Source organism: Thalassobaculum sp. (genome assembly GCF_040219215.1).
Classification (GTDB): Bacteria; Pseudomonadota; Alphaproteobacteria; order Thalassobaculales; family Thalassobaculaceae; genus Thalassobaculum_A.
The window spans coordinates 657,400-682,799 of sequence record NZ_JAVJSX010000008.1 but is presented as its reverse complement, the minus strand read 5'-3'; the positions used below and the strand labels follow the sequence as shown (position 1 = coordinate 682,799).

The window sequence follows — 25,400 nt, the reverse complement described above, 5'->3', positions numbered from 1 at the left end:
CGTTCACACCCGGAGAACCGAAATGCCGTTTGTTCGTCGTCTGTCCGCCGCGGCACTCGTGGCAGGAATGCTGGTCGGTGGCGCGCCGGTCGGCGCCGCCGAGCCGTTCACTGCCGAGCAGAAGACCGCGATCGAGGCTCTGATTCGCGACTACATCCTCAAGCACCCGGAAGTTCTGCTCGAATCGGTCGCCTCGATCGAGGCCCGGCAGAAGGCCCAGAAGGAGCAGGCGGTCCAGGCCGCCATCGCCGAAAACTTGACCGTTCTGGAGCGCAGCAGCGGCGATCCGGTCCTCGGCAACCCGAATGGTGACGTAACGGTGGTGGAGTTCTTCGACTACCAGTGCGGCTACTGCAAGACCATGATGCCGCCGCTGATGGAGCTGGTGCACGGCGACGGGAACATCCGTCTGGTGCTCAAGGAGTTCCCGATCCTCGGGCCGGCATCGGTCGTCGCGGCGCGGGCATCGCTGGCCGCCAACATGCAGGGCAAGTACGAGCCGTTCCACGTGACGCTGATGGGGCTGCGCGGCCGGCTCAGCGAAGGCGCGATCTGGCAGGCGGCCTCGGAGGCCGGGCTCGACCTCGACCGGCTGAAGAAGGACATGGAAGACCCGGCGGTCACGGCGATCATCGACGCCAACTACAAGCTCGCCCAGGCCCTGCAGATCGAGGGCACGCCGGCCTTCACCGTCGGCCGCGTCGTGGTGCCGGGCGCCGCGCCCAAGGAACATCTGGCCGCACTGGTGAAGAAGGCGCGCGAAGCCGGCGGTTGACGCCAAGCCGCGGGGCGCATCTCACTCCCCGTCCTGCGGTCCATCGGGCTGGCGTGAGTAGATCGACGCGGTGACCACCAGCACGGCGATCACCGTCAGGAACACCAGGCGGAATCCGGTCTCCGGCGCACCGCCGGCCACGCGGACCATGTCGATGACGGCACCGGTCCCGGTCTGCAGCAGGAACACGCCGGTCAGACCCATCAGGTTGATGCAGGCGATGGCCCGCCCGGCGCGCTGGCGGGGAACGAACCTACGGGCATGGGCGGCCAGCACGACGAACAGCGGTGCGGCACAGCTGAACACGAACAGCAGCGCGATGGCGGCCAGCATCGGCACCGTCGGCCAGATCACCAGCACGCTGAGGCACACGACCTCCACCGCGACGCCTGCCAGGATCAGGTGCTTGCGGGATGGCGCCAGGCGGTCCAGCACGCCGTAGGCGTAAGTGCCCAAATGCAACGCGATCACCAGCACCAGCAGGGCCACCGAAGCCTCGGCGTGGCTGAGTTGCTGGACTTGCGCGAAGTACGGTCCGGCCCACAACCCGCCGATGGTCATGAACGGCGCGGTGAAGCAGATGCCCATGACGAAGATCCGGCGCAGCTCCCGCATCCGCATCACCTCGAACAGGCCGCGCACCGACTGGATCAGGCTCTCTCTCGGGCCCGGTTCGGCCGCGCCGGAATCCGTCGGCCCGTCGCGGACCATGAACCGGATCGCCACCATGACCAGCCCGGTCATTGCGGCCAGGGCCAGGAACGTACCTTCGATCCCGTAGCGCTCCAGCGCCAGAGCCAGCGGGGTCGTGGACAGCACGCCGCCGATTCCGCCGGCCACCCCGACCAGCGTTCCGGTCGCCTGCGCCACCCGGTCCGGCGGCGCCCATCCCATGGCGATCAGATAGACCGCGGTGATCACCCCGCCGTGGCCGACGCCGATCGCCAGACGGCCGGCAAGCAGCCCCCAGGTGCTGCCGGCCAGCGCGAACACCACTATTCCCACCAGCGAGATCAATCCCATCACCAGCAGGGTGCGGGTCGCGCCGATGCGGTCGAACAGGATGCCGGTCGGCAGCTGTGCGGCCGCCGATGCGAAGAACATCGACCCCATCACCGTGCCGATATCGGTCGGCGACAGGCCGCGATGCGTCCCGAGGTAGCTGGCGAGCACTCCGCCCGACGACCGGTTGACCTGAACGAAGATGAAGAAGCAGCCGAGGACCACCAGCATGCGGCGGAGCGAGCGGAGCCGATCGGCCCGCTCCGCGTCGGTCAGGGCGTCGGTCATTCGCTGTCGGGCTGTCGGGACGGATGAGCGGCCTGGAACGCCGCCAGCTCGTCGCACGCCTCGGCAATGCGTCGGATCGTCGGATAGGGCGCGAGGTCGAGCGCGTGCCGCGCGCTGTTGAACACCTGCGGCACCAGGCAGATGTCGGCCAGGCCGGGGCTGTCGCCGTGACAGAAGCGCCCGGTTCGCGGGTCGCCCGCCAGCATCGCCTCCAATGCGGCGAATCCCTCGACGATCCAGTGGTTGTACCAGGCGATCATCGCGTCCTGGGTGCAGCCCAGCGGGCCCTGGATGTATTTCAGGACCCGCAGGTTGTTCAGCGGGTGTATGTCGCAGGCGACCGCAGCGGCCAGCGCCCGGACCCGGGCCCGATCGACGGCACCATCCGGCAACAGGCGCGGGGTCTCCGGGTACGCTTCGTCCAGATACTCCAGGATCGCCGGTGACTGCGTCAGCATGGCATCGCCGTCGGCCAGCGCCGGCACCATGCCCTGGGGGTTCAGAGCGAGAAACGCCGCCGCCCGCTGCTCGCCTTTGCGCAGGTGCACCGACACCTGATCGTAGTCGAGCCCCTTCAGGTTCAGCGCGATCCGCACACGGTAGGCCGCGGACGATCGGAAATAGCCGTGCAGCACGCGGGTCATGGGGTTTCCTCAGCCAGTCGTCGTCGTAGTTTCGGCCAATGCGAATGACCGTACAACAAGTGCGGCGATTGCGCTCTTCCGCAGCAATTCGGCATCACGGCGTCAATCCGGCCGCACTGACGAAGGTTGAATGAAGCTCCGTACCACCCCGGGAGATCACCATCCGACGCCCGCTCGCCCTCTCCTCGACCATAACCTGAAGCACCGAGCGCACTTCGTCAGACCGGGCCGAGACCGGCATGCACCGGAATTCAACCGAGATCCGCTCGCCGTTCAGACGTTGAGTGCGGTGACGCACGTTCGAAAGAAACATCAAGGCGGTTCCTGCCTTGACGCAAGCAACGTGCACCTGATCATCCACATCGAATTCAATCGAAGGGGCCGTTTCACCGACATCGTCAAAGGTCACCCAGAACGTCACCCCATGCCCCGCTGGTTGAAAGAAACTCCGATCGGTGTGCCAGGGATGCAGGTCGGTCTGCACCGCCGAATTATGGCGGACGGTGCCGAGTGGCAGGATCAGCGCGGCTCGCTCGCCAAGGGCGGTGTCGGCGCGGGCCGACAGTTGCTCCGCAAAGCCGAGAAGCAATTGATATCCGGTCTTCGGACGCTCTTCGCACAGCTGTGCGAAGGTGATCTTGCCACCCGACGGCACCAGCCCGGCAATCGACGACCGTACCTCGGGCGTCGCGCATGGGAACGGCAACTTGATATACGGGATACGCATCATCCAGCCGGAGGTTACGAGATGAGAGATGCGACACGGTGCAGCATCAGGGTCATCACTGATCGCATTGCGATTCCATCCTTCAGATTCTGAGCCTAGCCAATCGCTTCATACCAAACTCCCTACGGCCTTGCCGTGAACTGGGAGCGCTCGCCCGATCAGCCGCGCACCATCGGAAAGTCCTCGCCGCGCAGCCTGTCGCCGTGCGACAGGCGAACGTCGGGAAACGGCGGCGAGACTTCGCCCTGGCGCTGGGCGAACACCACGTCGTCGCCGCAATAGCGCGCCGCAAACGCGCGGCGCCGGGCACCGCTCTGCAGGTTGCCGGGCGCGCCGTGCACCGTCAGGAACGAGAACGCGATGGCATCGCCCGGCTGCAGATCCCAGCCGAGGATCCGGTAGTCGCCGCGCTTGGCATCGATATCCGGCAGCGGTTCCAGATCGGCTTCGGCCCGGTCGTAGGCCTGGCCCTTGAACTTGGTCGGCATGAACCGCCTGCCCCAGGCGTGCGAGCCGGCGACGAACTCCACGCAGGTCGCGCGCGGCACCGGGTCGAGCGGTATCCACAGCGACACGGTCTGCCGCCCTTCCACGCAATAATACGGCAGGTCGTGGTGCCAGGGCGTACGCTCCTCGGTCGACGGCTCCTTCACCAGCACATGCTCGTGGAACAGCACCACCGAGCGCGACGCCATCAACTCGGCGGCCAGATCCGGCGCCGGCGAGTTCTTCAGGAAGTCCTCGTACTCCGGGATGCGCCGCCAGTTGCAGTAGTCACCGAAGAAATGTCCCGGCCTGCCCTCGGCCGTGTAGCCCTTGGCGTAGGGGCCGGGCTCGGCCATGTTACGATCGACACCGTTGCGCAGCGCGGCGATCCACTCCGGCCCGAACACGCCGCGCAGGGCCACCGCCCCATCGCGCCGGAACGCCTCGACCGTCTCGGGGTCCAGCCCGACCTGCTCCTGCACCGCCATGTCCATCTCCGCTGGCTGCCTCCACGCAATCGTAGCCGGGCGTCGCCGCAGCGTCATCCGGCCACGACCACAGACTGAGCCGGGCCCTGGCCGAATGTCGGCGGGCGACGATTTAACGAGTGCGATTCATTCTCCCTATAGTGGAAAGCAATCATGGCGTGCTAAACGGTGCGGCCATGCCAGCGAACGCAGCAATCAAGTTTCATCCGGGTGCCCATACCGGCGGTTCCGGTCCGATCATCGGCCGGTTGCGTGCCGGCTCGGGCTTCGTCAACGGCTTCCTGGAGCACGCGGATACCGAATCGTTCTACGTGCATGCCGAGCTGGATGCCCACATGACCGAGTTCCGGCACCTGGCCGCTGCGCGCGATCCGAAGCGCCGGCCGGTGCACTCCCTGTCGTCGTCCGGGTTGGCGGTTGCCGGCACGCTCATGCTGCCGGACCCGGCGCTCGGCAAGGCTGCACGAGCCGACCGGCGGAACGATCCGCGGCGCTACAGCCTGTGCGGCGTGACCCACACGTTGTCGAGCAAGTCGGCGATCCGTGCTGTGGGCGAGCTTCTGACAACTCCGGTCCAGCCGTGGGACGCCCTCGTCTGCACGTCGCAATCGGCCAGGGCGGTGGTCGTGAAGATCATCGAAGCGCAGGCCGAACGTCTGGCGTCCCGGACCGACGCCCCCCCCCGACCAGCCCGGTGCAACTGCCCGTCATTCCGCTCGGCGTCGACACCCCGGCCTACACCGCCGATCCACCGGCCCGGACCAGGCTCCGGGCACGAATCGGCGCTTCGAAGGACGACATCGTCCTCCTGACGCTCGGGCGCCTCACGCCGGCAACAAAGGCACACCCGGTACCGATGCTCATCGCCGCCGAACGCGCGGCGGCGGCCTGCGCTGGCCGCGGCATCGGGCTGCATCACGTTTTCGTCGGGCAGCAGACCAGCAGTGCGATGCTGGAAGCCTACCGGACTGCCGCCGCGACGTTCACCGACAAGGCGCGCGTGCACATGCTGGACGGCCAAGACGCCGCAATCGTGCACGAGGCGTGGCATGGCGCCGACGTGTTCTTCACGCTGTCCGACAATCTGCAGGAGACCTTCGGCCTGGCCCCGATCGAGGCGATGGCGGCTGGGCTGCCGTGCGTCGTCAGCGACTGGAACGGCTATCGCGACACCGTGGTCGAGGGCGAGACAGGCTTCCGGATACCGACCTTGATGCCGGCCCCGGGCGACGGTCGGGACCTGGCCGGCCGTTATCGCGACGGCGAGGATGACTATTCGATGTTCCACGCCCGGGCCTGCATGGCGACGGCGTGCAACGTCGAGCGGGCGGCGGCGGCCCTGCAGGAACTCGCGCTCAATCCGGATCTGCGGCACCGCATGGGTGCCGCCGCACGCCATCGCGCACGGACGGTCTATGACTGGCGGCTGATCGTGGGCGCCTACCAGGATCTGTGGGCTGATCTGGCAGAGATCCGCGCCGCCTCGCCGGCCTGGCGGCCCGTCGAATCGGCATCCGCGGTGACGCCCGACATCCCCGACCCGTTCCAGGTGTTCCAGGGACATCCCACCGCCACGCTGCACGGCGGGATGACGGTTCGGCCGCGCCAGCGCGACGTGCTTCGGTCAGTCGCGCGCCTGACCGCCAACACCCTCAATACCGTCGCCGTGGACCGCTCGGTGCCGAGGGCACAGTTCAACGCAGTCCTGGAAACAATCGCCGGGGGAGCGATCACGGTGAACGAGATCGAGCAGGCCCACGGGGACTGCGACGGACCAACCCTGCGCCGGTTCCTGCTGTGGCTCTACAAGTTCGACGTGATCACGATCGGCGGCGACCGAGACCACCCCTAGTCCGACCGAACCTCACACCCGCTCCACGACCTGATCGATCGACCCGAACACGCTTGCGCCGTCCCTGCCCGTCACTTCGATGCGGATGCGGTCGCCGAAGCTCATGAACGGGGTCGTCGGCTTGCCGTCGGCGATGGTCTCGATCATCCGGATCTCGGCGATGCAGGAATAGCCGTGCTTCTGGTCGGAGTTCGACACCGTGCCGGACCCGATGATGGTGCCGGCGTTCAGCGGCCGGGTCTTGGCGGCGTGGGCGACCAGGGTCGGGAAGTCGAAGGTCATGTCGACCCCGGCGTCGGTCCAGCCCACCTTGTCGCCGTTCAGGGTGCAGACCACCGGCAGGTGCAGCTTGCCGCCGTCCCAGGCGTCGCCGAGCGCATCCGGCGTCACCGCGACCGGCCCGAACGCTGTCGGCGGCTTGCCGTGCACGAAGCCGAAGCCCTTGGCCAGTTCCCCCGGGATCAGGCCGCGCAGCGAGACGTCGTTGACCAGCATGACCAGCTTGATGTGCCGGCCGGCCTCGGCGACCGACACGCCCATCGGCACATCATCGGTCACCACCGCGATCTCGGCCTCGAAATCGATGCCCCATGCCTCGTCCCTGGCCCGGATCGCCTCGGTCGGCGCCAGGAAACCGTCGGAGCCGCCCTGGTACATCAGCGGGTCGGACCAGAAGCTTTCCGGCAGTTCGGCGCCGCGCGCCTTGCGGACCAGTTCGACGTGGTTCACATAGGCCGAACCGTCGAGCCACTGGTAGGCGCGCGGCAGCGGCGAGGCGAGCTGCGCCGCGTCGAGCGGGAACGCCTCCTTGGCGGCCCCGGCCTCCAGCCGGTCGGCGAGCGCGCGCAGCCGCGGCTCCATGTGCGCCCAGTCGTCGAGCGCCTCCTGCAGGGTGTGGGCCACCCCGTGGGTGGTGACGGCGCGGCTGAGGTCGGACGACACCACGATCAGGGTGCCGTCGCGCCCGCCCTTCTTCAGCGAGGCCAGCTTCATTCCGCGGCTTCCTTCTTCGGCATCCAGGAGTTCACGTAGGCGTGGTTCTCGATCCCCTCCGGCAGCGCGCCGACCTCCAGCGCGTCGCGGGTGTCGAGCATGACCGCGTACTCGTCGGTCGCGGTCTTGCGCGGCTTGAACATGCCGCCCAGCGCCTTGGGGTGCGGGCCGTGGGTGAAGCCGCAGGGGTGGAAGGTGATCATGCCGCGGTCGATGTTGTCGCGGCTGAAGAAGTCGCCGCGGTGGTAGAACAGCACTTCGTCGAAATCGTCGTTGTTGTGGAAGAACGGCACCTTCAGGGCCGCCGGGTCCATCTCCATCGGCCGCGGGCAGAAGGTGCAGACCACGAACCGCTTGGCCAGGAACGTGGTGTGCGCCGACGGCGGCAGGTGGTAGCGGTGGCTCATCAACGGCCGGAAGTCCTCGACGTTGATCTTCACCGGCGTCAGGTCGCCCTTCCAGCCGACGGCGTCCAGCGGGTTGTACGGGTAGGTCACCGTCGACAGCGCCTCGCGGCGCTTGATGTCGATCCGCCAGATCTCTTCCTTTCCCTGCGGGGTCTGCTGGGCGCGGAACGCCTCGTCCATCACCGGAGTGTCCAGCATGGCGGGGTCGAAGATCGCATGATGGCCGACCATGCCCTTGTCAGGCAGGTGGAAGCTGTCGTTGGTCGCCTCGATCATCAGCAGGTCGGCATCGCCGTCGAACTCGGTCCGCCACATAGTGCCGCGCGGCAGCATCACGTAGTCGCCGGCCCGCAGGTCGAGGCGCCCGAAATCGCAGAACAGCTGGCCCTGGCCGTCGTGGACGAACAGCAACTCGTCGCCGTCGCCATTGCGGGCCAGCCGCTCCATCTTGCCGGACGCCCGCCAGAACCGCAGCTTCACGTGGGCGTTGTGCAGCACCGTCGCCGCCTCGAACGGCGAGTTCGGACGGTAGTTCAGCTTGTTGAGATCAAATGCGCGCGGCCGCAACGGGCCCTCCCAGTCGATCCAGCCGGTCGGCGGACGCTGGTGATAGAGGTGCGCGGCTGGACCGAAGAACCCCTCCTTCGACATCTCGCGCTCGTAGGTTCCCTCCGGCAGGTCGGTGTGCGCCTGGCGCGACGCCGTGCCTTCGATCTTCGACAGGCGAATGTAGTCTCTCATCCCTTGAGCACTCCCCGCTTGATCTGATCCTGCTCGATCGATTCGAACAGCGCCCGGAAATTGCCTTCCCCGAAGCCCTCGTCGCCCTTGCGCTGGATCAACTCGAAGAAGATCGGTCCGATCACGGTCTTGGTAAAGATCTGCAGCAGGCGGCCACCATCCTCGGTCGGCGCGCCGTCCATCAGGATGCCGCGCTCCTGCAGGGCGGCGACGTCTTCGCCGTGGCCCGGCAGGCGGTCGTCCAGCATCTCGTAATAGGTAGCCGGCGGCGGCTCCATGAAGCCCATGCCGAGGCCGCGCAGCCCGTCGACCGACTTCACGATGTCGGTGCTGCCTAGCGCGATGTGCTGGATGCCCTCGCCCTTGTACTGGTCGAGGTACTCCTGGATCTGGCTCTTGTCGTCGGAGGATTCGTTGATCGGGATGCGGATCTTGCCGCACGGGCTGGTCATCGCCTTGGACTTCAGGCCGGTCAGCTTGCCCTCGATGTCGAAGTAGCGGATCTCCTTGAAGTTGAAGAGCCGCTCGTAGAACTCGGCCCAGGTGTCCATGCGGCCGCGGTGCACGTTGTGGGTCAGGTGGTCGATGTAGGTCAGGTCGACGCCCTGCGGGTCCTGCTGCTCGCCCGGCACCGGCACGAAGTCGACGTCGTAGATCGTGCGCTCGCCGTAGCGGTCGACCAGATAGATCAGGCTGTCGCCGATGCCGTGGATCGCAGGGATGTTCAATTCCATCGGCCCGACCTTGCCCTCGAACGGCCGGGCGCCCAGCGCCACCGCCCGCTCGAACGCGGCGGCCGCGTTCTTTACCCGGAACGCGATCGCGCAGCACGACGGGCCGTGCACCTTGGCGAACGCCTGGGCGAAGCTGTCGGGCTCGCCGTTGACGATGAAGTTCACGTCGCCCTGCCGGTACAGGGTGACGTTCTTCGAGCGGTGCCTGGCCACCGGCCGGAAGCCCATGGCGGTGAACAGCTTGTCCAGGTCGGCGATGTCCGGGGCGGTGTACTCGACGAATTCGAACCCGTCGGTTGCCATCGGGTTCTCGGCGGTGCCCTGCGGGACCGGCGGGCGGGAAAACTGGGCCATCGCGTCTCTCCTCTGGCGGTACGACAGCGCGACCGGCACGGCGCGGTCTCGCGCGGCGGGCGCCATCGTGTTAGTTTCATATGCAACGAAATTACAGGATAGTTTCAATTGAAACCATCTGCAAGTCCCCTGGACTCTCTCGACCTGTCGGACGCCGGTCCCATTCCCGACCGCGACGGCCTGGTCCTGGACCGCTTCCTGCCGTACCGGTTGAGTGTGCTGGCGAACACGGTGTCGCGGGCGATCGCGCGGCTGTACGCCGACCGCTTCGGGATCACGATTCCGGAGTGGCGGGTCCTGGCAATCCTCGGGGATTCCGGCCCGGTCACATCGGCCGAGATCCGCGACCGCACCGCCATGGATAAGGTCCAGGTCAGCCGGGCCATCCAGCGCCTGGTATCGGCCCGGTTGGTAAGCCGCCGCACCGACCCCGCCGACCGCCGCCGCGCCACCATCGCGATGACCGGCAAGGGCAACGGGGTCTACCGCGAGATCGTCCCTCTCGCCCTGTCGCGCGAGGCCATTCTGCTGGAAGGTTTCAGCGCCGAGGAACGCGAGCAGCTGGATGTCCTGCTCAACCGCCTCGGCGACCGGGCCGGCGCCATCGCCGGGCCGAGCGATGACACCGCCGGCGGGGTGGACTGAGGTTCCAGGGCATATTTGCGCCCCCAGAGGCATCATATTGGCGACTCCGGCGTTTCCGGCATCCATATCTGCGAGTCGATCATCATGTTGACGAACAAGGTTACCAGGCACGGCTCGTTCATCTTCCACTCGAACGACATGATTGGCCGATGCCTCGACGAGTACGGTGAATGGGCCGAACTGGAACTGTCGTTCCTGCTCAGGCTACTCGATCCGGGAGATGTCGTCGTGGACGTCGGCGCCCATATCGGAACCTTCTCCATCCCGTTCGCCAAGAAGGTTGGCCCGTCGGGCGCGGTAATCGCACTGGAAGCACAGCGCCTAGTGTTTCAGAACCTCGTTGCAAACGTCGTCATCAACCGGTTGAACAACGTGCGGGCGCACAACGTGGTATGCGGGCGTGAGTCGTATTTCGTCGAACTAGTCGAGAACCCCGGTGACAAGTCACCAAACTCCGGCCAGTTCCGTGTCAAGCAATCCGCTCGGAATCAGCGAGAATGGCACCACACACGGGCCGAGCCCTTGGACGCGCTGCTTACGCGTCTGCCGAGATTGAAGTTGATCAAGATCGATGTCGAAGGGTTCGAACAAGAGGTGCTGGCCGGTGCACGGGATACCTTGCAAAGCCTTCGGCCACTCATCCACTGCGAGTGTCTCAACGAAGCCTCTGTCGGGCTGTTGAGAACCGTTGCCGACGAGTGCCGCTACCGGATGTTTGCCGCCAGTTTCGAGCCACTCAATCCCGACAATTTCTTCCGTAAGACGCCGCCCAAACTACCGCCGGGCCATCGCGACACCAACGTGCTGCTATGGCCATCGGAACAACCGCTGCCGGGCAACCTGCACGCCCAGGAGGTCGCGACGTTTCAGGATCTGGCGCGGGCGCCGAGCCCGCATTGGGGAACCTAGGAGTCCCCGACCGCAGGAGACTGACGATCCTGGCCTGAGCGCCGGGCGCGGGCGAACAACCACGGCTCGGGCCCCCGCCCCTCCCACAGCGCCAGCAGGCGATCGAGTTGGCCGAGTTTTCGCAGTTCGGGAAACTGCATCGGATCGCGGGTTGTCTGCTCCACCACGACGACGTCATGGGTCTTCGCCAAGCGATCCACCAGGATGTCCCGGGTCGACCCGCCACGCCGTGGATGCGTCTCAACGATCAGATCGCACCTCGCCAGGGTGGCCAGCGCCTCCGACGACAGGAGGTCGACCTCGGCGCCCTCGATGTCCACCAGGACCAGGGTGCCCCGGCCCGCATGCGCCGCCAGGTCCTCCGCGGTGCAACGCTCGCCAATTGTGATCCGGTCCGATACCCCGTTCGCCTCGGCCAGCATCCGGCAGCTGTCTCTTGCCTTCGGGTCGATGTCGAAAGCGAAGACCTGTAGATCTGGGTTTCTCCGCGCGCAGCCGACCGCGAAATACCCTTCGGCGCACCCGACATCGACGAACACGCTGTACCTGTCGATCTGTTTGAAGATTGGCGACAACTCCGCCTCGTAGGTGCCGAACGCCTTCGGGACGAACAGCGATCCTTTCGGACCCGTGGTGTAGCGCATCCCGGAAAACGGGCCGGACTGAACCCTGCCGCCGAACCGATCGGCCACGTACCGTTCGACTGCGCTCAACCGATACGCGATGCAGATCTTGGCCACGTCCGCCATCGACGCCGATCCGATCCGGTCGATCAGATCCTTGATTCGATTGAACAGAAACTCGGTCCGGGCGGCCGAAACGCTGTCTTCCGGGAACCTGGACGCCATGGTCGAAGTCTCGCTGCCGTGACACGGATCTTGGCGCCACGACCTATCCGCTCGGTTCAGCCAACGCAAGGCATCCTGGCGCGGTTCCCTCAAGCGGCCGCGACTGCCTCGATCTCCAGCTTCCACGCGGACTCCAGCAACGTGACCGCCACAACCGTGACCGCCACCCGGTGCGTGCCCAGCACGCGGCTGCGCACCGCGGCGTTGACGTCCCGGTCGGCGGCGTCGGCGAGAAAGACGTTGACCTTCACGAGGTTCCGCACCGTCATGCCGGCGCTGTCCAGCACCGCGCCGATGTTCGCCCAGGCCTGCTCGCATTGCGCCTCAAAGCTGTCCGGAGCCGATCCATCGGGGGTCAGCCCCATGGTCCCGGAGATGTACAGAAGCCGGGAGGCATCGCGCAGTTCGACCCCGTGCGCGTACGGGCCGGCCGGCGGGTAGATGGTCGGCGGATTGTGGTGGGTGATCATGGCGCGCCCTCCGTGCTGTGCGTGTGTTCCATGTTGCCAGCCGCAGCCACCAGATCAGGTGACCGCCGCCCGCACCCGGTACTGTTCGGCCCGGTGCTCGCCGGCGTCGAGCACGGCGCGCATCGCCGCCACTGCATCCCAGACGTCGGTATAGCGCTGGTACAGCGGCGCAAAGCCGAAGCGCATTATATCCGGATCGCGGAAGTCGCCGACCACACCGCGGGCGATCAGTGCCTGCACGATGCCGTAGCCATCGGGATGGGCAAACGACACCTGGCTGCCGCGCCGCCAGGGCGGCGCCAGTCCGGCCCGCCGTGGCGACATCAGCCGGGCATCGGCGTCACCGCACTCCTGCTCCACCAGGTCGATGAACAGGTCGCAGAGCGCCACCGACTTGCGGCGCAGCGCCGTCATGTCGGCATCCAGCATGACATCGAGGGCCGCTTCGAATGCCACCAGCCCGATGACCCCCGGCGAAGAGCAGACGTGACGGCGGATGCCCTGGGCCGGCCGGTACTCAAGCGCAAAGTCGAATGGCGAAGCGTGGCCGAGCCAGCCGGTCAGCGGCTGGTGCGCCGCCTTCTGGTGACGCTCGGCGACGAACAGCCAGGCGGGTCCGCCCGGCCCGGCGTTCAGGTACTTGTAGGAACAGCCGACCGCGAAATCGGCGCTGCAGCCGTTCAGGTCGACCGGAAACGCACCGGCCGAGTGCGCCAGATCCCAAAGGGTCAGTGCGCCGGCGGCGTGTGCGGCGGCGGTAATCTGCGCCATGTCGAACACCGCGCCGGTCTTGAAGTTCGTCTCGGTCAGCATGACCACAGCGGTATCGTTGTCGATGGCGCCGGCGATCTCATGCTCGGCCACAATGCGCAGGGCATGCCGGCCGCCGAGCTGGGCGATCAGGCCCTGGGCCATGTAAAGGTCGGTCGGAAAGTTCTCGGCATTCGACATGATGACCCGCCGATCGGGTCGCATCGCCAGCGCCGCCGACAACATCTTGAAGAGATTGACCGAGGTGGTGTCAACTACCGCCACTTCCCCCGGTGCGGCACCAACCAGGGCCGCCAACCGGTCGCCCAGTTCCAGCGGCTTCACCATCCAGCCGTCCTTCAGCCAGCCACCGATGAGATGCTCGCCCCATTCCCGGGTCAACATGGCGTGAACCCGGTCAGGCACCGATTTGGGCAAAGCGCCCAAGGAGTTGCCGTCGAGGTAGATCACGCCTTCCGGCAGGGTAAACCGCTCGCGGAACGGCGCCAGCGCGTCATCGGCATCGAGACGCTCCAGATCGGCACGGGTCAGACGTGGCATGACGGAGTCGGCCTCCAGGTTTGTTCGATCGGCATGGTCGCGCGATTCCCCGTGAAAACGCTACTCCCTGTCGCAACCGGGCTGGACGGCGAATCGATCGCTCGCGGCCGCGTATCGGCGCTCGAAATCCCCCGGCGGCCTGCCGAAGCGTTGCAGGCTGACGACTGCGTGGTATAACGCCGCCCGGCATTCACTGGGAGATGACTCCGTGGCCGACCGCCCCGACATTCTGATCGTGAACGGACCCAACCTGAACATGCTCGGCGTGCGCGAGCCGACGATCTACGGCCGCACCACGCTCGCGGAGATCGAGCAGAACTGCATCGCCGAGGGCGATCTGCTCGGCCTTGAGGTCGACTTCCGGCAATCGAATTTCGAAGGCGAACTGGTCTCGATCATTCAGCAGGCGCGGGACGAGCACGATGGCATCATCATCAATGCCGGCGCCTACACCCATACTTCGGTGGCGATCCACGACGCGCTGGCCCTGTCCGACCTGCCGGTGATCGAGTTGCACCTCTCGAACACCTTCAAGCGCGAGCCGTTCCGCCATCATTCCTACATCTCCGACGTCGCGGTCGGAGTGATCTGCGGTTTCGGCGCCCACGGCTATCTCCTCGCCCTGCAGGCGATGAGGCGGTTGGTGGGCGTTGTCGACGACGACGGGAGCACGCCTTGAGCCAGGACTTCAACGATGACCTCGTCCGCCGGATGGCGGCCCTTCTGAACGAGACGGGCCTCGGCGAGATCGAGTACGAGACCAAGGATCTGAAGGTCCGGATTGCCCGGCCGCAGGTCCAGATGACCGCAGTCGCGCCAGCGCCCCCGATGGCGACGTCGGTTGCGCCGTCCGCCGCCACGCCGGTGCCCTCGGCTGTCGCGGCCGAGAACGGCGAGGTCGTCCCGTCGCCGATGGTGGGCACCGCCTATACGGCGTCCGAGCCGGGTGTGGCGCCGTATGTGCAGGCCGGCAGCAAAGTCGCCAAAGGCGACACCCTGCTGATCATCGAGGCGATGAAGGTCATGAACCCGATCACGGCTCCACGCGCCGGGACGGTGAAGGCGGTGCTGGTGGAGAATGGCCAGCCGGTGGAGTACGGCCAGACCCTGGTTGTGCTTGAGTGACACGGGCGATCACGAAAACGGGGCGAGGCCGGTGTTTGAAAAAGTCCTGATCGCCAACCGCGGCGAAATCGCGCTCCGCATCCACCGCGCTTGCCGGGAGATGGGGATCAAGACAGTTGCCGTGCACTCGACGGCGGACGCCGACGCCATGCATGTGCGCCTCGCCGACGAGAGCGTGTGCATTGGCCCGCCGCCGGCCCGCGACAGCTACCTGAACATCCCGGCAATCGTATCGGCCGCCGCCGTGACCGGCGCCGATGCCATCCACCCGGGCGTCGGATTTCTGTCCGAGAACGCGGCTTTCGCCGAGATCGTCGAAGCCCACGGCATTACCTTCATCGGTCCGTCGCCCGCCCACATTCAGGCGATGGGCGACAAGATCACCGCCAAGCGCACGATGGTCGAGCTTGGGGTTCCGTGCGTCCCCGGCTCCGAGGGCGAGGTGAAGACGCTGGACGCCGCCAAGGCGGAAGCCCAGCGCATCGGCTATCCGATCCTGGTGAAGGCGGCAGCCGGCGGTGGCGGGCGTGGAATGAAGGTCGCCGAAGGACCGGAGAACCTGGAAGAAGCCTTCCACATGGCGCGCCGCGAGTCGGCCGCGGCCTTCGGCAACGACGCCGTCTACATGGAGCGCTATTTGTCGCGGCCGCGGCACATCGAGATCCAGATCGCCGCCGACAATCACGGCTCCGTCGTGCATTTCGGCGAGCGCGACTGCTCGGTGCAGCGCCGCCACCAGAAGGTCGTCGAGGAGGCCCCGTCGCCGGCGCTGAACGCGGCCGAGCGCGAACGCATCGGCCGCCGGGCCGTCGACGCGATCAGCCGCATGGGCTATCGTAGCCTGGGAACCTTCGAGTTCCTGTACGAGGACGGCGAGTTCTTCTTCATCGAGATGAACACCCGCCTGCAGGTCGAGCATCCGATCACCGAGGCGATCACCGGCATCGATCTGGTTCGCCTGCAGATCCAGATCGCCTCCGGGGCACCGCTTGGGATGACCCAGAAGGACATCACGTTCTCCGGTCACGCCATCGAGTGCCGGATCACCGCCGAGGATCCCGTGACCTTCCAGCCGCGGCCGGGAAGGGTGACCAACTACCATGTCCCGGGCGGGCTCGGGGTGCGCGTGGACTCCGCCCTGTACGCCGGCTACCCGGTGCCGCCGCACTACGACAGCCTGATCGCCAAGCTGGTGGTGCATGGCTCGACCCGGAACGAGTGCCTGCTCCGCCTGCGCCGAAGCCTCGACGAGTTCGTGATCGAGGGACTGCCGACCACGATTCCACTGCACCAGCGCCTGATGGCCGATCCGGACTTCATCAACGGCGACTATCACATCCGCTGGCTGGAGCGGAACTTCCTGCCTTCCTAGCATCGGGCAGTTGCCCTGACGGCCGCACCTGATAGCCTTTGCCGGTCGCACCGTCCCCAGTCGGTGACCATGTCGCAGATCCAACCCGAGCTGCTGCTCCAGGCCTACGCCGTCGGCGTGTTCCCGATGGCCGAAGGGCGCGATGATCCGCGGACATTCTTCGTCGACCCGGATCGGCGCGGCATCATTCCGCTCGACGGGTTCCATGTATCCCGCAGCCTGCGCAAAACCGTCCGTCAGCGGCGCTTCCAGGTCACGTGCGACCGGGACTTCGCCGGAACGCTCGCCGGTTGTGCCGAGTCAACGGAGCGGCGCCCCGACACCTGGATCAATCGGGAGATCTTCAGCCTGTTCGTAGCCTTGCACGAACGCGGACACGCCCATTCGATCGAGGTCCGGCACGACGGGACTCTGGTCGGCGGGCTCTACGGGGTCCGCCTGGGCGGTGCGTTCTTCGGCGAAAGCATGTTCAGCCGCGAGACCGACGCCTCCAAGGTCGCACTGGTCCATCTGGTCGCGCGGCTGCGTGCCGGTGGCTTCCGATTGCTGGACAGTCAGTTCATCACCGGTCATCTGCAGCGGTTCGGAGCCGTCGAAATTCCCCGCGAGGAGTACCGGAGCCGCCTGCAGCAGGCGATCGCCACCCCCGCTCAGTTCTTACCGGCGGAGGGTGACTGGCCCGCAGTCGAATCACTGCTGCAGGCCAGCATCCAGACATCGTAGACCGGGTGGTCCAGGGAGTTCAGCGCCGGGCTGGAGGCAAACATCCAGCCGTCGAAGACCCGACGCGGCGTCTCATCCGGCGGCTGGTCCTCAATGATCAGGAACGCGGCACTCTCCGGCGCCAGGGTCGGCGGATGCTCCTGGCAGGTCTGGGCGGTGATCTGCAGCGTGCCGAACACCACGGTCTCGCCCACCGGCACGGTGACCGTCGAGATTCGCGCCGTTACCTTGTCCAGCCCCTGCAGCTTGGCGACCGGCTGCGGAATCCATTCTGGTTCGTCAGCCGATTGCGCTCCACCGGGCCGCATGGAGATCAAGGCGCAGAACAGCAGGCCGGCCGCGGCCATTGTCATTCCATGCGTCATCCGTCGCATCGCCCCATCTCGGTCTCGCCTGAAGTGTGCCGTTCCGGATTTGGATAAGACGCAGGAAATGCGGCGGTTCCGCGGCTTCCTCGCTACTGCTTGGGGGATTCGCCGCCGGCTTGGCCGCTTGAGAACACGAACCTGCCGAGCATCTGCACCAGGTCGATGGCATCCTGGGTATACTGGATCCGTCCCCCCGGCTTCAGCATTTCAGTGTCGCCGCCCGGCGCCAGGTCCACGAAATTGCCGCCCAGCAGGCCTTCGCTGGTGATCGACGCCGAAGTGTCCGCAGGTAGTTTGACCGACGGCTCCACGCTCAGCGTCACCCGCGCGAGGTAGGTCTCCGGATCAAGTTCCTGGCGCTTCACGGTGCCGATCTTGATGCCCGCCAGTCGCACGTCGCTTCCGACCCGCAGGCCACCCACGGTCGTGAAGTTGGCATAGACCTCATAGCCGTCGGTCCGGCCGAGATCCGCCGTCGTATAGGCGAACATCAGGAACAGCCCGGCAACGCCGAGCACCATGGCGCCCATCAAGGTTTCGATCAGACTGCGGTTCATGCCGGCACTATCCCGTTCAGGCCGGCGTCCAGGGCTCGTAGTCGCCCGTCGCCCGTTCTCGTTTGCCGCCCTGCAGCACGTGGCCCGGCGGCCGGTACGCGTAACGCGTACCGGTCAGGTTCGGCATGTGATCCTTCTGCCAGTCAAACCGAGGGACCTGCTGCTCATTCGGCAGCGCGTCGGTCGAGTGGTGCAACCAGGCATGCCAATCCGGCGGGACCTTCGAGGCCTCGGCCAGACCGTTGTACACGACCCAACGCATCTCCCGGCCGTCGCGCTTGCGGTTGGCCTTGTGCACGAAGTAGCGATTCCCGTACGGGTCGTCGCCCACGAGCTTGCCGTTCAGCCAGGTAAACACACGCAGTCCGACGTCCATTGGCAGTCCTCGGCGACCGGTATCGATGCGGCCGGACTATGTCATCGCAGGCACCAAACGTCCAGTCTGCGCGGCATCTTCCAGACCCGCCGCAACGGCGACGTTGCGCCTGAGCGCGCCGCCTCTTAAGAGCATTGACGATGTCGTTTCCCGCTTCGCCAACACCGCCACACCAGCAGCCCGTCCTGCCGACGGTAGCGGGCTCCCTGTCGGGATTTGCGTTCATCACCGTGACCGCCCTGTTCTTCGGGGCGGCACCGACATTTGCGCGGCTGGCGTTCGATGGCGGAACCGGCGCGCTGACGCTGCAACTCGCTCGGTTCGCGCTCGCCGGGGTGGGGTTGTCGCTGCTCCTCGCCGTCACCGGACGGCCGATGGTGATCCGGCGGCGCCACCTTCCGCTGTTGACCGCACTGGTCTTGCTGTCTGGCGGCGCCTCATACGGCTACATGACTAGCGTGCGAAGCATTCCGGTTCCTGTGGCCAGCCTGGTATTCTTCACCTTTCCGCTGATGGTCGGGCCGCTCGCCCACCTGCTTGGCGACGAGCGCCTGACCCTCCGCCGGGTCCTGGCGCTCGGCGTCGGCTTTACCGGGATCGCGCTGCTGCTGGAAGGCGGCGTCGCGCACGCCGATCCCGTGGGCCTCGCCATGGCATTCGGCGGCGGAACCTGCGTCGCGGTCTCGTTCCAGGTCTCTCGGCGATTGACGGCCGAGATTCCGCCGCTGCTGCTGACCGCGACCGTCGCCAGCGCCTGCGCGCTGTTCAGCGGGGCGCTGATCGCGATGCTTGGCGGCCTGCAACTGCCGACCGATCCGCGCGGCTGGACCGGCGTGCTTGGCAACGCGGTCGCCTACACCGTGGGCCTGACCTGTCTGTTTGCTGCGATCCAGCGCCTGGGAACCGTACGGGCGGCGGTCGCCGTCAACCTGGAGCCGGTAGTCAGCGTGGCGTTGGCCGCCGCGGTGCTTGGCGAGGCGCTGACCGGCATTCAGCTGGTCGGCGCGCTTGTCGTCCTTGCCGGCATCGTCCTGGCGCAGGGTCGCCGCCGGCGACCGGTCTGAACGTCCCTGGACCACTGCTCCATCGCCTTGCCGCGCGTCCACGACATTCCAGGCCCACGCTAGATATAGACCACGCAAGATTGTTGCCCACAAAATCTGTTGCACGGGCCGACCGATTCCAGCATCCTAAGCGTCGGTCATGCGTCGGAGAGCCGTGGACACCACGCGACGCCGGTCGATCGTGCGGGGTCAAACGCCCTAGAAGGCAAAGCCCCACTACAGGAAGTGAAGTCGCACTCGAATACCTGCGATACTCAATCGCGGGAACGCTCTATATTTAATTTTACTTAAAACCAAGTGTTGATTTTAAGCAACAAGCCCTGATTCCAGGCGGAAAAGTTACCGAATCTTAACTTTCGGACTTGCACGCCCTCCCCCATATTCAGTAGCCTCCCTGCCGGCATACACAAGATGTGGTTCCGACCTGAACGCGGGCCGGCCCGCCGCACGGATACGGACAGTCAGGGAGTCAGCAGCGATGAAGATCGAGCGTCGGTTCACCACCGAAGGCAAGGACGCCTACGAGGGTGTGGCCTTCCGTACGACGGCCAGCGAGATCCGGAACCCGAACGGCTCCGTGGTGTTCCGGCGCGACGACGTCGAGGTCCCTGCAAGTTGGTCGCAGGTCGCGAGCGACATCCTGGCGCAGAAGTATTTCCGCAAGGCCGGCATCCCGGTCGCCCGCAAGAAGGTCGAGGAAAACGACGTCCCGTCCTGGCTGTGGCGCGAAGCGGTCGACGAGAAGGCCCAGTCGGCGCTGCCGGTCGGCGAGCGCACCACCGGTGAACACAGCGCCCGCCAGGTGTTCCACCGTCTGGCCGGTACCTGGACCTATTGGGGCTGGAAGGGCGGGTACTTCGATACCGAGCAGGACGCCCGCGCCTACTACGACGAAATGTGCTTCATGCTGGCGAACCAGATGGCGGCGCCGAATTCGCCGCAGTGGTTCAACACCGGCCTGCACTGGGCCTACGGGATCGACGGCCCCGCGCAGGGCCACCACTACGTCGACTTCAAGACCGGCAAGCTGACCCGGTCCAAGTCGGCCTACGAGCACCCGCAGCCGCACGCCTGCTTCATCCAGTCGGTCGCCGACGATCTGGTCAACGAAGGCGGCATCATGGACCTGTGGGTCCGCGAGGCGCGTCTGTTCAAGTATGGCTCCGGCACCGGGTCGAACTTCTCCAAGCTGCGCGGCGAGAACGAAGCATTGGCCGGTGGCGGCAAGTCGTCGGGGCTGATGAGTTTCCTGAAGATCGGCGACCGGGCGGCCGGGGCGATCAAGTCCGGCGGCACCACCCGTCGAGCCGCCAAGATGGTATCGGTCGACATCGACCACCCGGACATCGAGGCCTACATCGACTGGAAGGTCATCGAGGAGCAGAAGGTTGCCGCCCTGGTTGCCGGCTCCAAGCTCGCCGCCAAGAACATGAAGGCGGTGATGAAGGCCTGCGTCGACGCCAAGGCCAGCCTCGGCGACGCCGCCTATGAGCCGACCGCCAATCCGGAGTTGAAGGCCGCGATCAAGTCGGCGAAGGCCGCGATGATCCCGCTCAACTATGTCCAGCGGGTCATCCAGTTCGCACGCCAAGGCTTCACCGAGATCGAGTTCAAGACCTACGACACCGACTGGGACAGCGACGCCTACCTGACGGTGTCCGGCCAGAACTCCAACAACTCGGTTCGGGTGTCCGATGAGTTCCTGCAGGCGGTCGAGGCCGACGGCGACTGGAACCTGATCCGCCGCACCGACGGCAAGATCGCCGCCACGGTCAAGGCGAACGATCTGTGGGAAAAGATCGCGCACGCCGCCTGGGCCTGCGCCGACCCGGGCCTGCAGTACGACACCACGATCAACGACTGGCACACCTGCCCGGCCGGCGGCCGCATCAACGCGTCCAACCCGTGCTCGGAGTACATGTTCCTCGACGACACCGCCTGCAATCTGGCGTCGATGAACCTGATGCAGTTCCAGCGCGCCGATGGTTCGTTCAACGTCGCGGCATACGAGCACGCCACCCGGCTGTGGACCGTCACTCTCGAGATCGCGGTCCTGATGGCGCAGTTCCCGTCGAAGGAAATCGCCAAGCTCTCCTACGACTACCGGACCTTGGGCCTCGGCTACGCCAACATCGGCGGCCTGCTGATGGCCATGGGCCTGTCCTATGACAGCCCCGAGGGCCGCGCGATGTGCGGTGCGCTGACCGCGGTCATGACCGGCGTTGCCTACGCAACGTCGGCCGAGATTGCCGGCGAACTGGGGGCCTTCCCGCGCTACAAGGAAAACGCGGAGTCGATGCTGCGGGTGATCCGCAATCATCGCCGCGCCGCCCACGGTCATGTCGCGGGCTACGAGAGCCTGTCGATCACCCCGGTGCCGCTGGACGGCGCCAGCTGCCCGTCGTCGGAACTGGTGGAGGCCGCCCGCCGCGCCTGGGATTCCGCCCTGACGCTCGGCGAGCAGCACGGCTACCGCAACGCCCAGGCGACGGTGATCGCCCCGACCGACACCATCGGGCTGGTCATGGATTGCGACACCACCGGGATCGAGCCCGACTTCGCGATCGTGAAGTTCAAGAAGCTGGCCGGAGGCGGCTACTTCAAGATCATCAACCGGGTCGTGCCCCAAGCCCTGCAGACGCTCGGCTACGACGAGGCCGAAGTCGAGGCGATCGTCCGGTACGCCGTGGGCTACGGCACCCTGAAGGGTGCGCCGGCCATCGGTCACGATACCCTGATCGCCAAGGGCTTCGGCCCGGCCGAGATCGCCAAGATCGATGAGGCGGTAGTTTCGGCCTTCGACATCAAGTTCGCCTTCAACAAGTGGTCGCTGGGCGAGGCGTTCTGCCGGGAGACGCTCGGCTTCACCGACGAGCAGCTCAACGATCCGGCGTTCGACATGCTGGTCGCGCTCGGCTTCTCGAAGGCCGAGGTCGAGGCCGCCAACACCTACGTCTGCGGCGCGATGACGCTGGAGGGTGCTCCGAATCTGAAGCTTGAGCACCTGCCGGTGTTCGATTGCGCCAACCCGTGCGGGCGGATCGGCAAGCGCTACCTCTCGGCGGAATCCCACATCCGCATGATGGCGGCGGCCCAGCCGTTCATCTCCGGCGCGATCTCCAAGACCATCAACATGCCGAACAGCGCGGCGGTGGAGGACTGCAAGGAAGCCTACATCCTGTCGTGGCGCCTGGGGCTGAAGGCCAACGCGCTGTACCGCGACGGCTCCAAGCTGAGCCAGCCGCTGTCGGCTTCGACCTTCGACTTCGACGATGAGGAAGAGGCCGAGGAATTCGCGGCACAGCCGGCGGCGGTCAAGGCTCCGGTGGTTGCCGAACGGATCGTGCAGAAGATCGTCGAGAAGATCGTTCATCACGCCGAACGCGAGCGGATGCCCCAGCGTCGCAAGGGCTACACCCAGAAGGCGGTGGTCGGCGGCCACAAGGTGTACCTGCGCACCGGCGAGTACCAGGACGGCCGTCTGGGCGAGATCTTCGTCGACATGCACAAGGAGGGCGCGGCCTTCCGGTCGCTGATGAACAACTTCGCGATCGCGGTGTCGATCGGCCTGCAGTACGGGGTGCCGCTGGAGGACTTCGTCAACGCCTTCACGTTCCAGCGCTTCGAGCCGTCGGGCATGGTCCAGGGCAACGACGCCATCAAGATGGCGACCTCGGTGATCGACTACATCTTCCGGGAGTTGGCGATCTCCTATCTGGACCGTCACGACCTCGCCCATGTCCAGAAAGAGGATCTGGCGCCCGACACGGTCGGTGACGGTGCCGAGGAACACAGTGTCGCCGCGGCCAACGCGCTGCTCGAGAAGGTCGGCCAGGCTGCCAGCCGCGGCTTTGCCCGCACCGACGTCCGCTCCAATCTGGTCGTTCTGCACGGCGGGGTCGCCCAGGCGACCGGAACCGACGGGCACGCCCACGGCCACGCGGTGAACACCACCACTGGCCGGACAGGCGGCGGCGGATCACCCCAGTCGTCGTCGGGTCATGCGGTCGGCGGCGGTGTGGCGGTTGTCGAGCGGACCACGACGAAGGTTGCGGTCTCCAGCGAGGTCATGAACGCGGTCGACGGCAAGCTGGCCAAGATCCGCGAAGCCAGGATCAAGGGTTATGAAGGCGAGTCCTGCGGCGAATGCGGCAACTTCACCCTGGTGCGCAACGGCACGTGCCTGAAGTGCGACACCTGCGGCGGTACCAGCGGCTGCAGCTGACGCATCACCCGCATAGACCTTTCCACGTCCTGACGGGCCCGGTCATTCGACCGGGCCCGTTTCGTTTGCGTCGGAACGATTGGATGCTTCGATGTATACAACGCTCTTTCAACAACAACAAAACTAACTATTCCCAAATATCCGTAAAATTCTCAACAACACCAAGCTGACACATATTTTTAACATTGGCTCGATCATTAGCGATTTGTTAAACGATATAAGGGAACGCTAGGAGCGGAGGAACACCGCATGTTCGGACGGTCCGGAAAGGACGACGAAAAGGCAGAGGCGGAAGCCCGACGACTCGAAGCCATGAAGGTTTCGATCGAAAGTGCACTGGCGCACCTGAAGGCTCACGCCGAGGCCGGCAACACCGACCGATGCGAAGGTGCGGCCAAGCGGATTTCCGAGAACCTCAAGAACCCCAAGCTACCCCCTGATTACTCGAAACAGGCACGCGGAGTACTGGACTCCCTGCTGCTGCACGGCTTCATGAAGGCGACGGCGGTCGCCGCGAAGGCAGCGCTCGACGCCGCAAAGTCCGACGACATCGAGCTGCGCGCCAAGAAGATCAAGGAAGCCCGCGAGAAACTGGCCGGAGCGGTCAAGTACAAGGCGCCGCCCGAGTTCAAGGGCCAATGCGAGCGGTTGCTGGAAGTCGCCATGCTGTCCGGAGGCGTCAAGGCCAAGGGGCCAACCAAGGCGAAGCCACTCGATACCGCGCCGAAGCTGGAGAACCGGGCAAAGCCGAAGAACGAAGCGCCGGTCCCCGCACAGCCGGCCGCACCGACACCCGAGGCAGCGAAGACCCGCCCCGCGGGCTGACGTTCACAGCATCGGCCTGGCAGACCCGGTTTCGATACGCCTCTTGTCAGTGTGTTTGCGTTGCCGCGCGCCGTGAGGCATCACGGGGGCATTCGTCGATGCTGTGGAGCGCGCCATGTACCTGTCCACCGATGCTGAGCGCGCCGAGGCGCAGGCTTGGTTTGCCTCGCTTCGCGATCGGATCTGTTCTGCGTTCGAAGCCCTTGAGGATGCCTATGATGGTTCGTTGCGGGACCAGCGTCCCGCCGGCCGCTTCACCCGCAGGACCTGGGAACGGGACGGCGGTGGCGGCGGAACCATGTCGCTGATGCACGGACGGGTGTTCGAGAAGGTTGGCGTCAACATCTCGACGGTCCACGGCGAGTTCTCCGAGGAGTTCCGAGCCTCGATCCCCGGTGCCGCCGAGGACCCGAGGTTCTTCGCCAGCGGCATTTCGCTGGTTGCCCACCTACGTTCGCCGCGGGTGCCGGCCGTGCACATGAACACCCGGCACATCGCCACGACCAAGAGCTGGTTCGGCGGCGGCGCCGACCTCACGCCCATGGTCCCGGACGATGCCGACACGCGCGATTTCCACGCTGCCTTTCAGGCCGCCTGCGATGCCCACGATCCGGCGTACTACCCGCGGTTCAAGGCATGGTGCGACGAGTACTTTTTTCTGAAGCATCGCAACGAACCCCGCGGCGTCGGCGGGATCTTCTACGACTACGTGGACAACGACTTCGCAGCCGACCTCGCATTCACCCGCGACGTCGGACTTGCCTTCCTCGATATCTATCCACGCCTGGTCGAGCGGCACATGAACGAGCCGTGGACCGATGCCGAGCGACAGCACCAGTTGGTCCGGCGCGGGCGCTATGTCGAGTTCAACCTGCTGTACGACCGCGGCACGCTGTTCGGCCTCAAGACCGGCGGCAACGTCGAAGCCATCCTGATGAGCCTGCCGCCCGAAGTCGCCTGGCCGTAACCGGCGAACAGGGAGTCGCTCGAGCGACAGTTTCCGTCGCCTTTGTGCACTGCACACGGCGCATACCGGCCATCTCGGCACAGCGGTTTGCAACACGCGGCGCATTCTCCACCTACCCGCCCAT

Annotated in this window: 26 protein-coding genes; 13 read left to right on the top strand and 13 right to left on the bottom strand. The window is 66.0% G+C overall.

Features of this window, described 5'->3' with window-relative positions; translation table 11 throughout:
* Nucleotides 1–22: 22 nt before the first annotated feature.
* Nucleotides 23–775 carry a DsbA family protein gene (locus RIC54_RS08680; RefSeq protein ID WP_350086909.1) on the top strand — a complete coding sequence of 251 codons (753 nt, stop codon included), beginning with the start codon at nt 23–25 and terminating at the stop codon, nt 773–775.
* 21 nt (nt 776–796) lie between these two features.
* Here the strand turns inward: RIC54_RS08680 and RIC54_RS08675 are convergent, their stop codons facing one another.
* From RIC54_RS08675 to RIC54_RS08660, 4 genes are all read right to left on the bottom strand, one after another.
* The gene (locus RIC54_RS08675; RefSeq protein WP_350086906.1) at nt 797–2,065 is read right to left on the bottom strand and encodes an MFS transporter; all 1,269 of its coding nucleotides are present in this window, start codon (nt 2,063–2,065) and stop codon (nt 797–799) included.
* A complete protein-coding gene (gene maiA, locus RIC54_RS08670) occupies nt 2,062–2,709 on the bottom strand; it encodes a maleylacetoacetate isomerase (RefSeq protein ID WP_350086903.1) in 648 nt (215 codons plus the stop codon). The genes RIC54_RS08675 and maiA overlap by 4 nt, the downstream gene beginning before the upstream one ends.
* 94 nt (nt 2,710–2,803) lie before the next feature.
* Nucleotides 2,804–3,439, bottom strand: coding sequence for a phytanoyl-CoA dioxygenase family protein (locus RIC54_RS08665; protein ID WP_350086900.1), 636 nt, complete (start codon nt 3,437–3,439; stop codon nt 2,804–2,806).
* 155 nt (nt 3,440–3,594) lie between these two features.
* Nucleotides 3,595–4,410 (bottom strand): phytanoyl-CoA dioxygenase family protein, encoded by an 816-nt coding sequence (locus RIC54_RS08660; RefSeq protein ID WP_350086897.1) that lies wholly within the window; start codon nt 4,408–4,410, stop codon nt 3,595–3,597.
* 176 nt (nt 4,411–4,586) lie between these two features.
* On the opposite strand from RIC54_RS08660, the gene RIC54_RS08655 reads away from it, so the two are divergent.
* Entirely contained in the window at nt 4,587–5,222 is a 636-nt protein-coding gene (locus RIC54_RS08655) for a hypothetical protein (protein WP_350086894.1), read from the top strand.
* A complete protein-coding gene (locus RIC54_RS08650; RefSeq protein WP_350086891.1) occupies nt 5,105–6,262 on the top strand; it encodes a glycosyltransferase family 4 protein in 1,158 nt (385 codons plus the stop codon). The genes RIC54_RS08655 and RIC54_RS08650 overlap by 118 nt, the downstream gene beginning before the upstream one ends.
* Nucleotides 6,263–6,274: 12 nt before the next feature.
* On the opposite strand, the gene RIC54_RS08645 is transcribed toward RIC54_RS08650, so the two are convergent.
* From RIC54_RS08645 to hppD, 3 genes are read right to left on the bottom strand one after another with little or no spacing between them, the layout of a single operon-like run.
* Complete coding sequence (locus RIC54_RS08645) at nt 6,275–7,255, bottom strand: fumarylacetoacetate hydrolase family protein (protein WP_350086888.1); 981 nt, start codon at nt 7,253–7,255, stop codon at nt 6,275–6,277.
* Nucleotides 7,252–8,403 (bottom strand): homogentisate 1,2-dioxygenase, encoded by a 1,152-nt coding sequence (locus RIC54_RS08640; protein ID WP_350086885.1) that lies wholly within the window; start codon nt 8,401–8,403, stop codon nt 7,252–7,254. Before RIC54_RS08640 ends, RIC54_RS08645 begins: the two co-directional genes overlap by 4 nt.
* Entirely contained in the window at nt 8,400–9,491 is a 1,092-nt protein-coding gene (gene hppD, locus RIC54_RS08635) for a 4-hydroxyphenylpyruvate dioxygenase (RefSeq protein WP_350086882.1), read from the bottom strand. Before hppD ends, RIC54_RS08640 begins: the two co-directional genes overlap by 4 nt.
* Before the next feature lie 108 nt (nt 9,492–9,599).
* On the opposite strand from hppD, the gene RIC54_RS08630 reads away from it, so the two are divergent.
* Nucleotides 9,600–10,136, top strand: a complete 537-nt coding sequence (locus RIC54_RS08630) for a MarR family winged helix-turn-helix transcriptional regulator (RefSeq protein ID WP_350086879.1) — start codon at nt 9,600–9,602, stop codon at nt 10,134–10,136.
* Nucleotides 10,137–10,220: 84 nt separating this feature from the next.
* Entirely contained in the window at nt 10,221–11,045 is an 825-nt protein-coding gene (locus tag RIC54_RS08625; protein WP_350086876.1) for an FkbM family methyltransferase, read from the top strand.
* Here the strand turns inward: RIC54_RS08625 and RIC54_RS08620 are convergent.
* The 3 genes from RIC54_RS08620 to kynU all read right to left on the bottom strand — a co-directional run bounded on the left by RIC54_RS08620 (nt 11,042) and on the right by kynU (nt 13,674).
* Nucleotides 11,042–11,893: a methyltransferase gene (locus tag RIC54_RS08620; RefSeq protein WP_350086873.1), complete on the bottom strand. Its 852-nt coding sequence runs from the start codon at nt 11,891–11,893 to the stop codon at nt 11,042–11,044. The genes RIC54_RS08625 and RIC54_RS08620 overlap by 4 nt on opposite strands.
* 89 nt (nt 11,894–11,982) lie before the next feature.
* Nucleotides 11,983–12,363: a RidA family protein gene (locus tag RIC54_RS08615; RefSeq protein ID WP_350086870.1), complete on the bottom strand. Its 381-nt coding sequence runs from the start codon at nt 12,361–12,363 to the stop codon at nt 11,983–11,985.
* A gap of 54 nt (nt 12,364–12,417) precedes the next feature.
* Nucleotides 12,418–13,674, bottom strand: coding sequence for a kynureninase (gene kynU / locus RIC54_RS08610; protein ID WP_350086867.1), 1,257 nt, complete (start codon nt 13,672–13,674; stop codon nt 12,418–12,420).
* 208 nt (nt 13,675–13,882) lie between these two features.
* Between kynU and aroQ the strand changes: the two genes are divergently transcribed.
* The 4 genes from aroQ (at nt 13,883) to aat (ending at nt 16,894) form a co-directional block, all read left to right on the top strand.
* Nucleotides 13,883–14,353 carry a type II 3-dehydroquinate dehydratase gene (gene aroQ / locus RIC54_RS08605; RefSeq protein ID WP_350086864.1) on the top strand — a complete coding sequence of 157 codons (471 nt, stop codon included), beginning with the start codon at nt 13,883–13,885 and terminating at the stop codon, nt 14,351–14,353.
* Nucleotides 14,350–14,799, top strand: a complete 450-nt coding sequence (gene accB / locus RIC54_RS08600) for an acetyl-CoA carboxylase biotin carboxyl carrier protein (protein ID WP_350086861.1) — start codon at nt 14,350–14,352, stop codon at nt 14,797–14,799. The genes aroQ and accB overlap by 4 nt, the downstream gene beginning before the upstream one ends.
* Before the next feature lie 31 nt (nt 14,800–14,830).
* Nucleotides 14,831–16,171, top strand: coding sequence for an acetyl-CoA carboxylase biotin carboxylase subunit (gene accC / locus RIC54_RS08595; protein ID WP_350086858.1), 1,341 nt, complete (start codon nt 14,831–14,833; stop codon nt 16,169–16,171).
* A 69-nt stretch (nt 16,172–16,240) separates the two neighbouring features.
* Entirely contained in the window at nt 16,241–16,894 is a 654-nt protein-coding gene (gene aat, locus RIC54_RS08590; RefSeq protein WP_350086855.1) for a leucyl/phenylalanyl-tRNA--protein transferase, read from the top strand.
* Here the strand turns inward: aat and RIC54_RS08585 are convergent.
* The 3 genes from RIC54_RS08585 to RIC54_RS08575 all read right to left on the bottom strand — a co-directional run bounded on the left by RIC54_RS08585 (nt 16,822) and on the right by RIC54_RS08575 (nt 18,195).
* The gene (locus RIC54_RS08585) at nt 16,822–17,247 is read right to left on the bottom strand and encodes a DUF2155 domain-containing protein (RefSeq protein ID WP_350086852.1); all 426 of its coding nucleotides are present in this window, start codon (nt 17,245–17,247) and stop codon (nt 16,822–16,824) included. The genes aat and RIC54_RS08585 overlap by 73 nt on opposite strands.
* Before the next feature lie 104 nt (nt 17,248–17,351).
* On the bottom strand, nt 17,352–17,819 hold the full coding sequence (gene mlaD, locus RIC54_RS08580) for an outer membrane lipid asymmetry maintenance protein MlaD (RefSeq protein WP_350086849.1): 468 nt from the start codon (nt 17,817–17,819) through the stop codon (nt 17,352–17,354).
* A 16-nt stretch (nt 17,820–17,835) separates the two neighbouring features.
* Entirely contained in the window at nt 17,836–18,195 is a 360-nt protein-coding gene (locus RIC54_RS08575; protein WP_350086846.1) for an NADH:ubiquinone oxidoreductase subunit NDUFA12, read from the bottom strand.
* A 140-nt stretch (nt 18,196–18,335) separates the two neighbouring features.
* Between RIC54_RS08575 and RIC54_RS08570 the strand changes: the two genes are divergently transcribed.
* The 4 genes from RIC54_RS08570 to hemF all read left to right on the top strand — a co-directional run bounded on the left by RIC54_RS08570 (nt 18,336) and on the right by hemF (nt 25,276).
* A complete protein-coding gene (locus RIC54_RS08570) occupies nt 18,336–19,259 on the top strand; it encodes a DMT family transporter (RefSeq protein ID WP_350086843.1) in 924 nt (307 codons plus the stop codon).
* A gap of 478 nt (nt 19,260–19,737) precedes the next feature.
* The gene (locus RIC54_RS08565) at nt 19,738–23,484 is read left to right on the top strand and encodes a vitamin B12-dependent ribonucleotide reductase (protein WP_350150932.1); all 3,747 of its coding nucleotides are present in this window, start codon (nt 19,738–19,740) and stop codon (nt 23,482–23,484) included.
* Nucleotides 23,485–23,733: 249 nt separating this feature from the next.
* Complete coding sequence (locus tag RIC54_RS08560) at nt 23,734–24,309, top strand: hypothetical protein (RefSeq protein WP_350086837.1); 576 nt, start codon at nt 23,734–23,736, stop codon at nt 24,307–24,309.
* A gap of 115 nt (nt 24,310–24,424) precedes the next feature.
* A complete protein-coding gene (gene hemF / locus RIC54_RS08555; RefSeq protein WP_350086834.1) occupies nt 24,425–25,276 on the top strand; it encodes an oxygen-dependent coproporphyrinogen oxidase in 852 nt (283 codons plus the stop codon).
* Nucleotides 25,277–25,400: the final 124 nt, after the last annotated feature.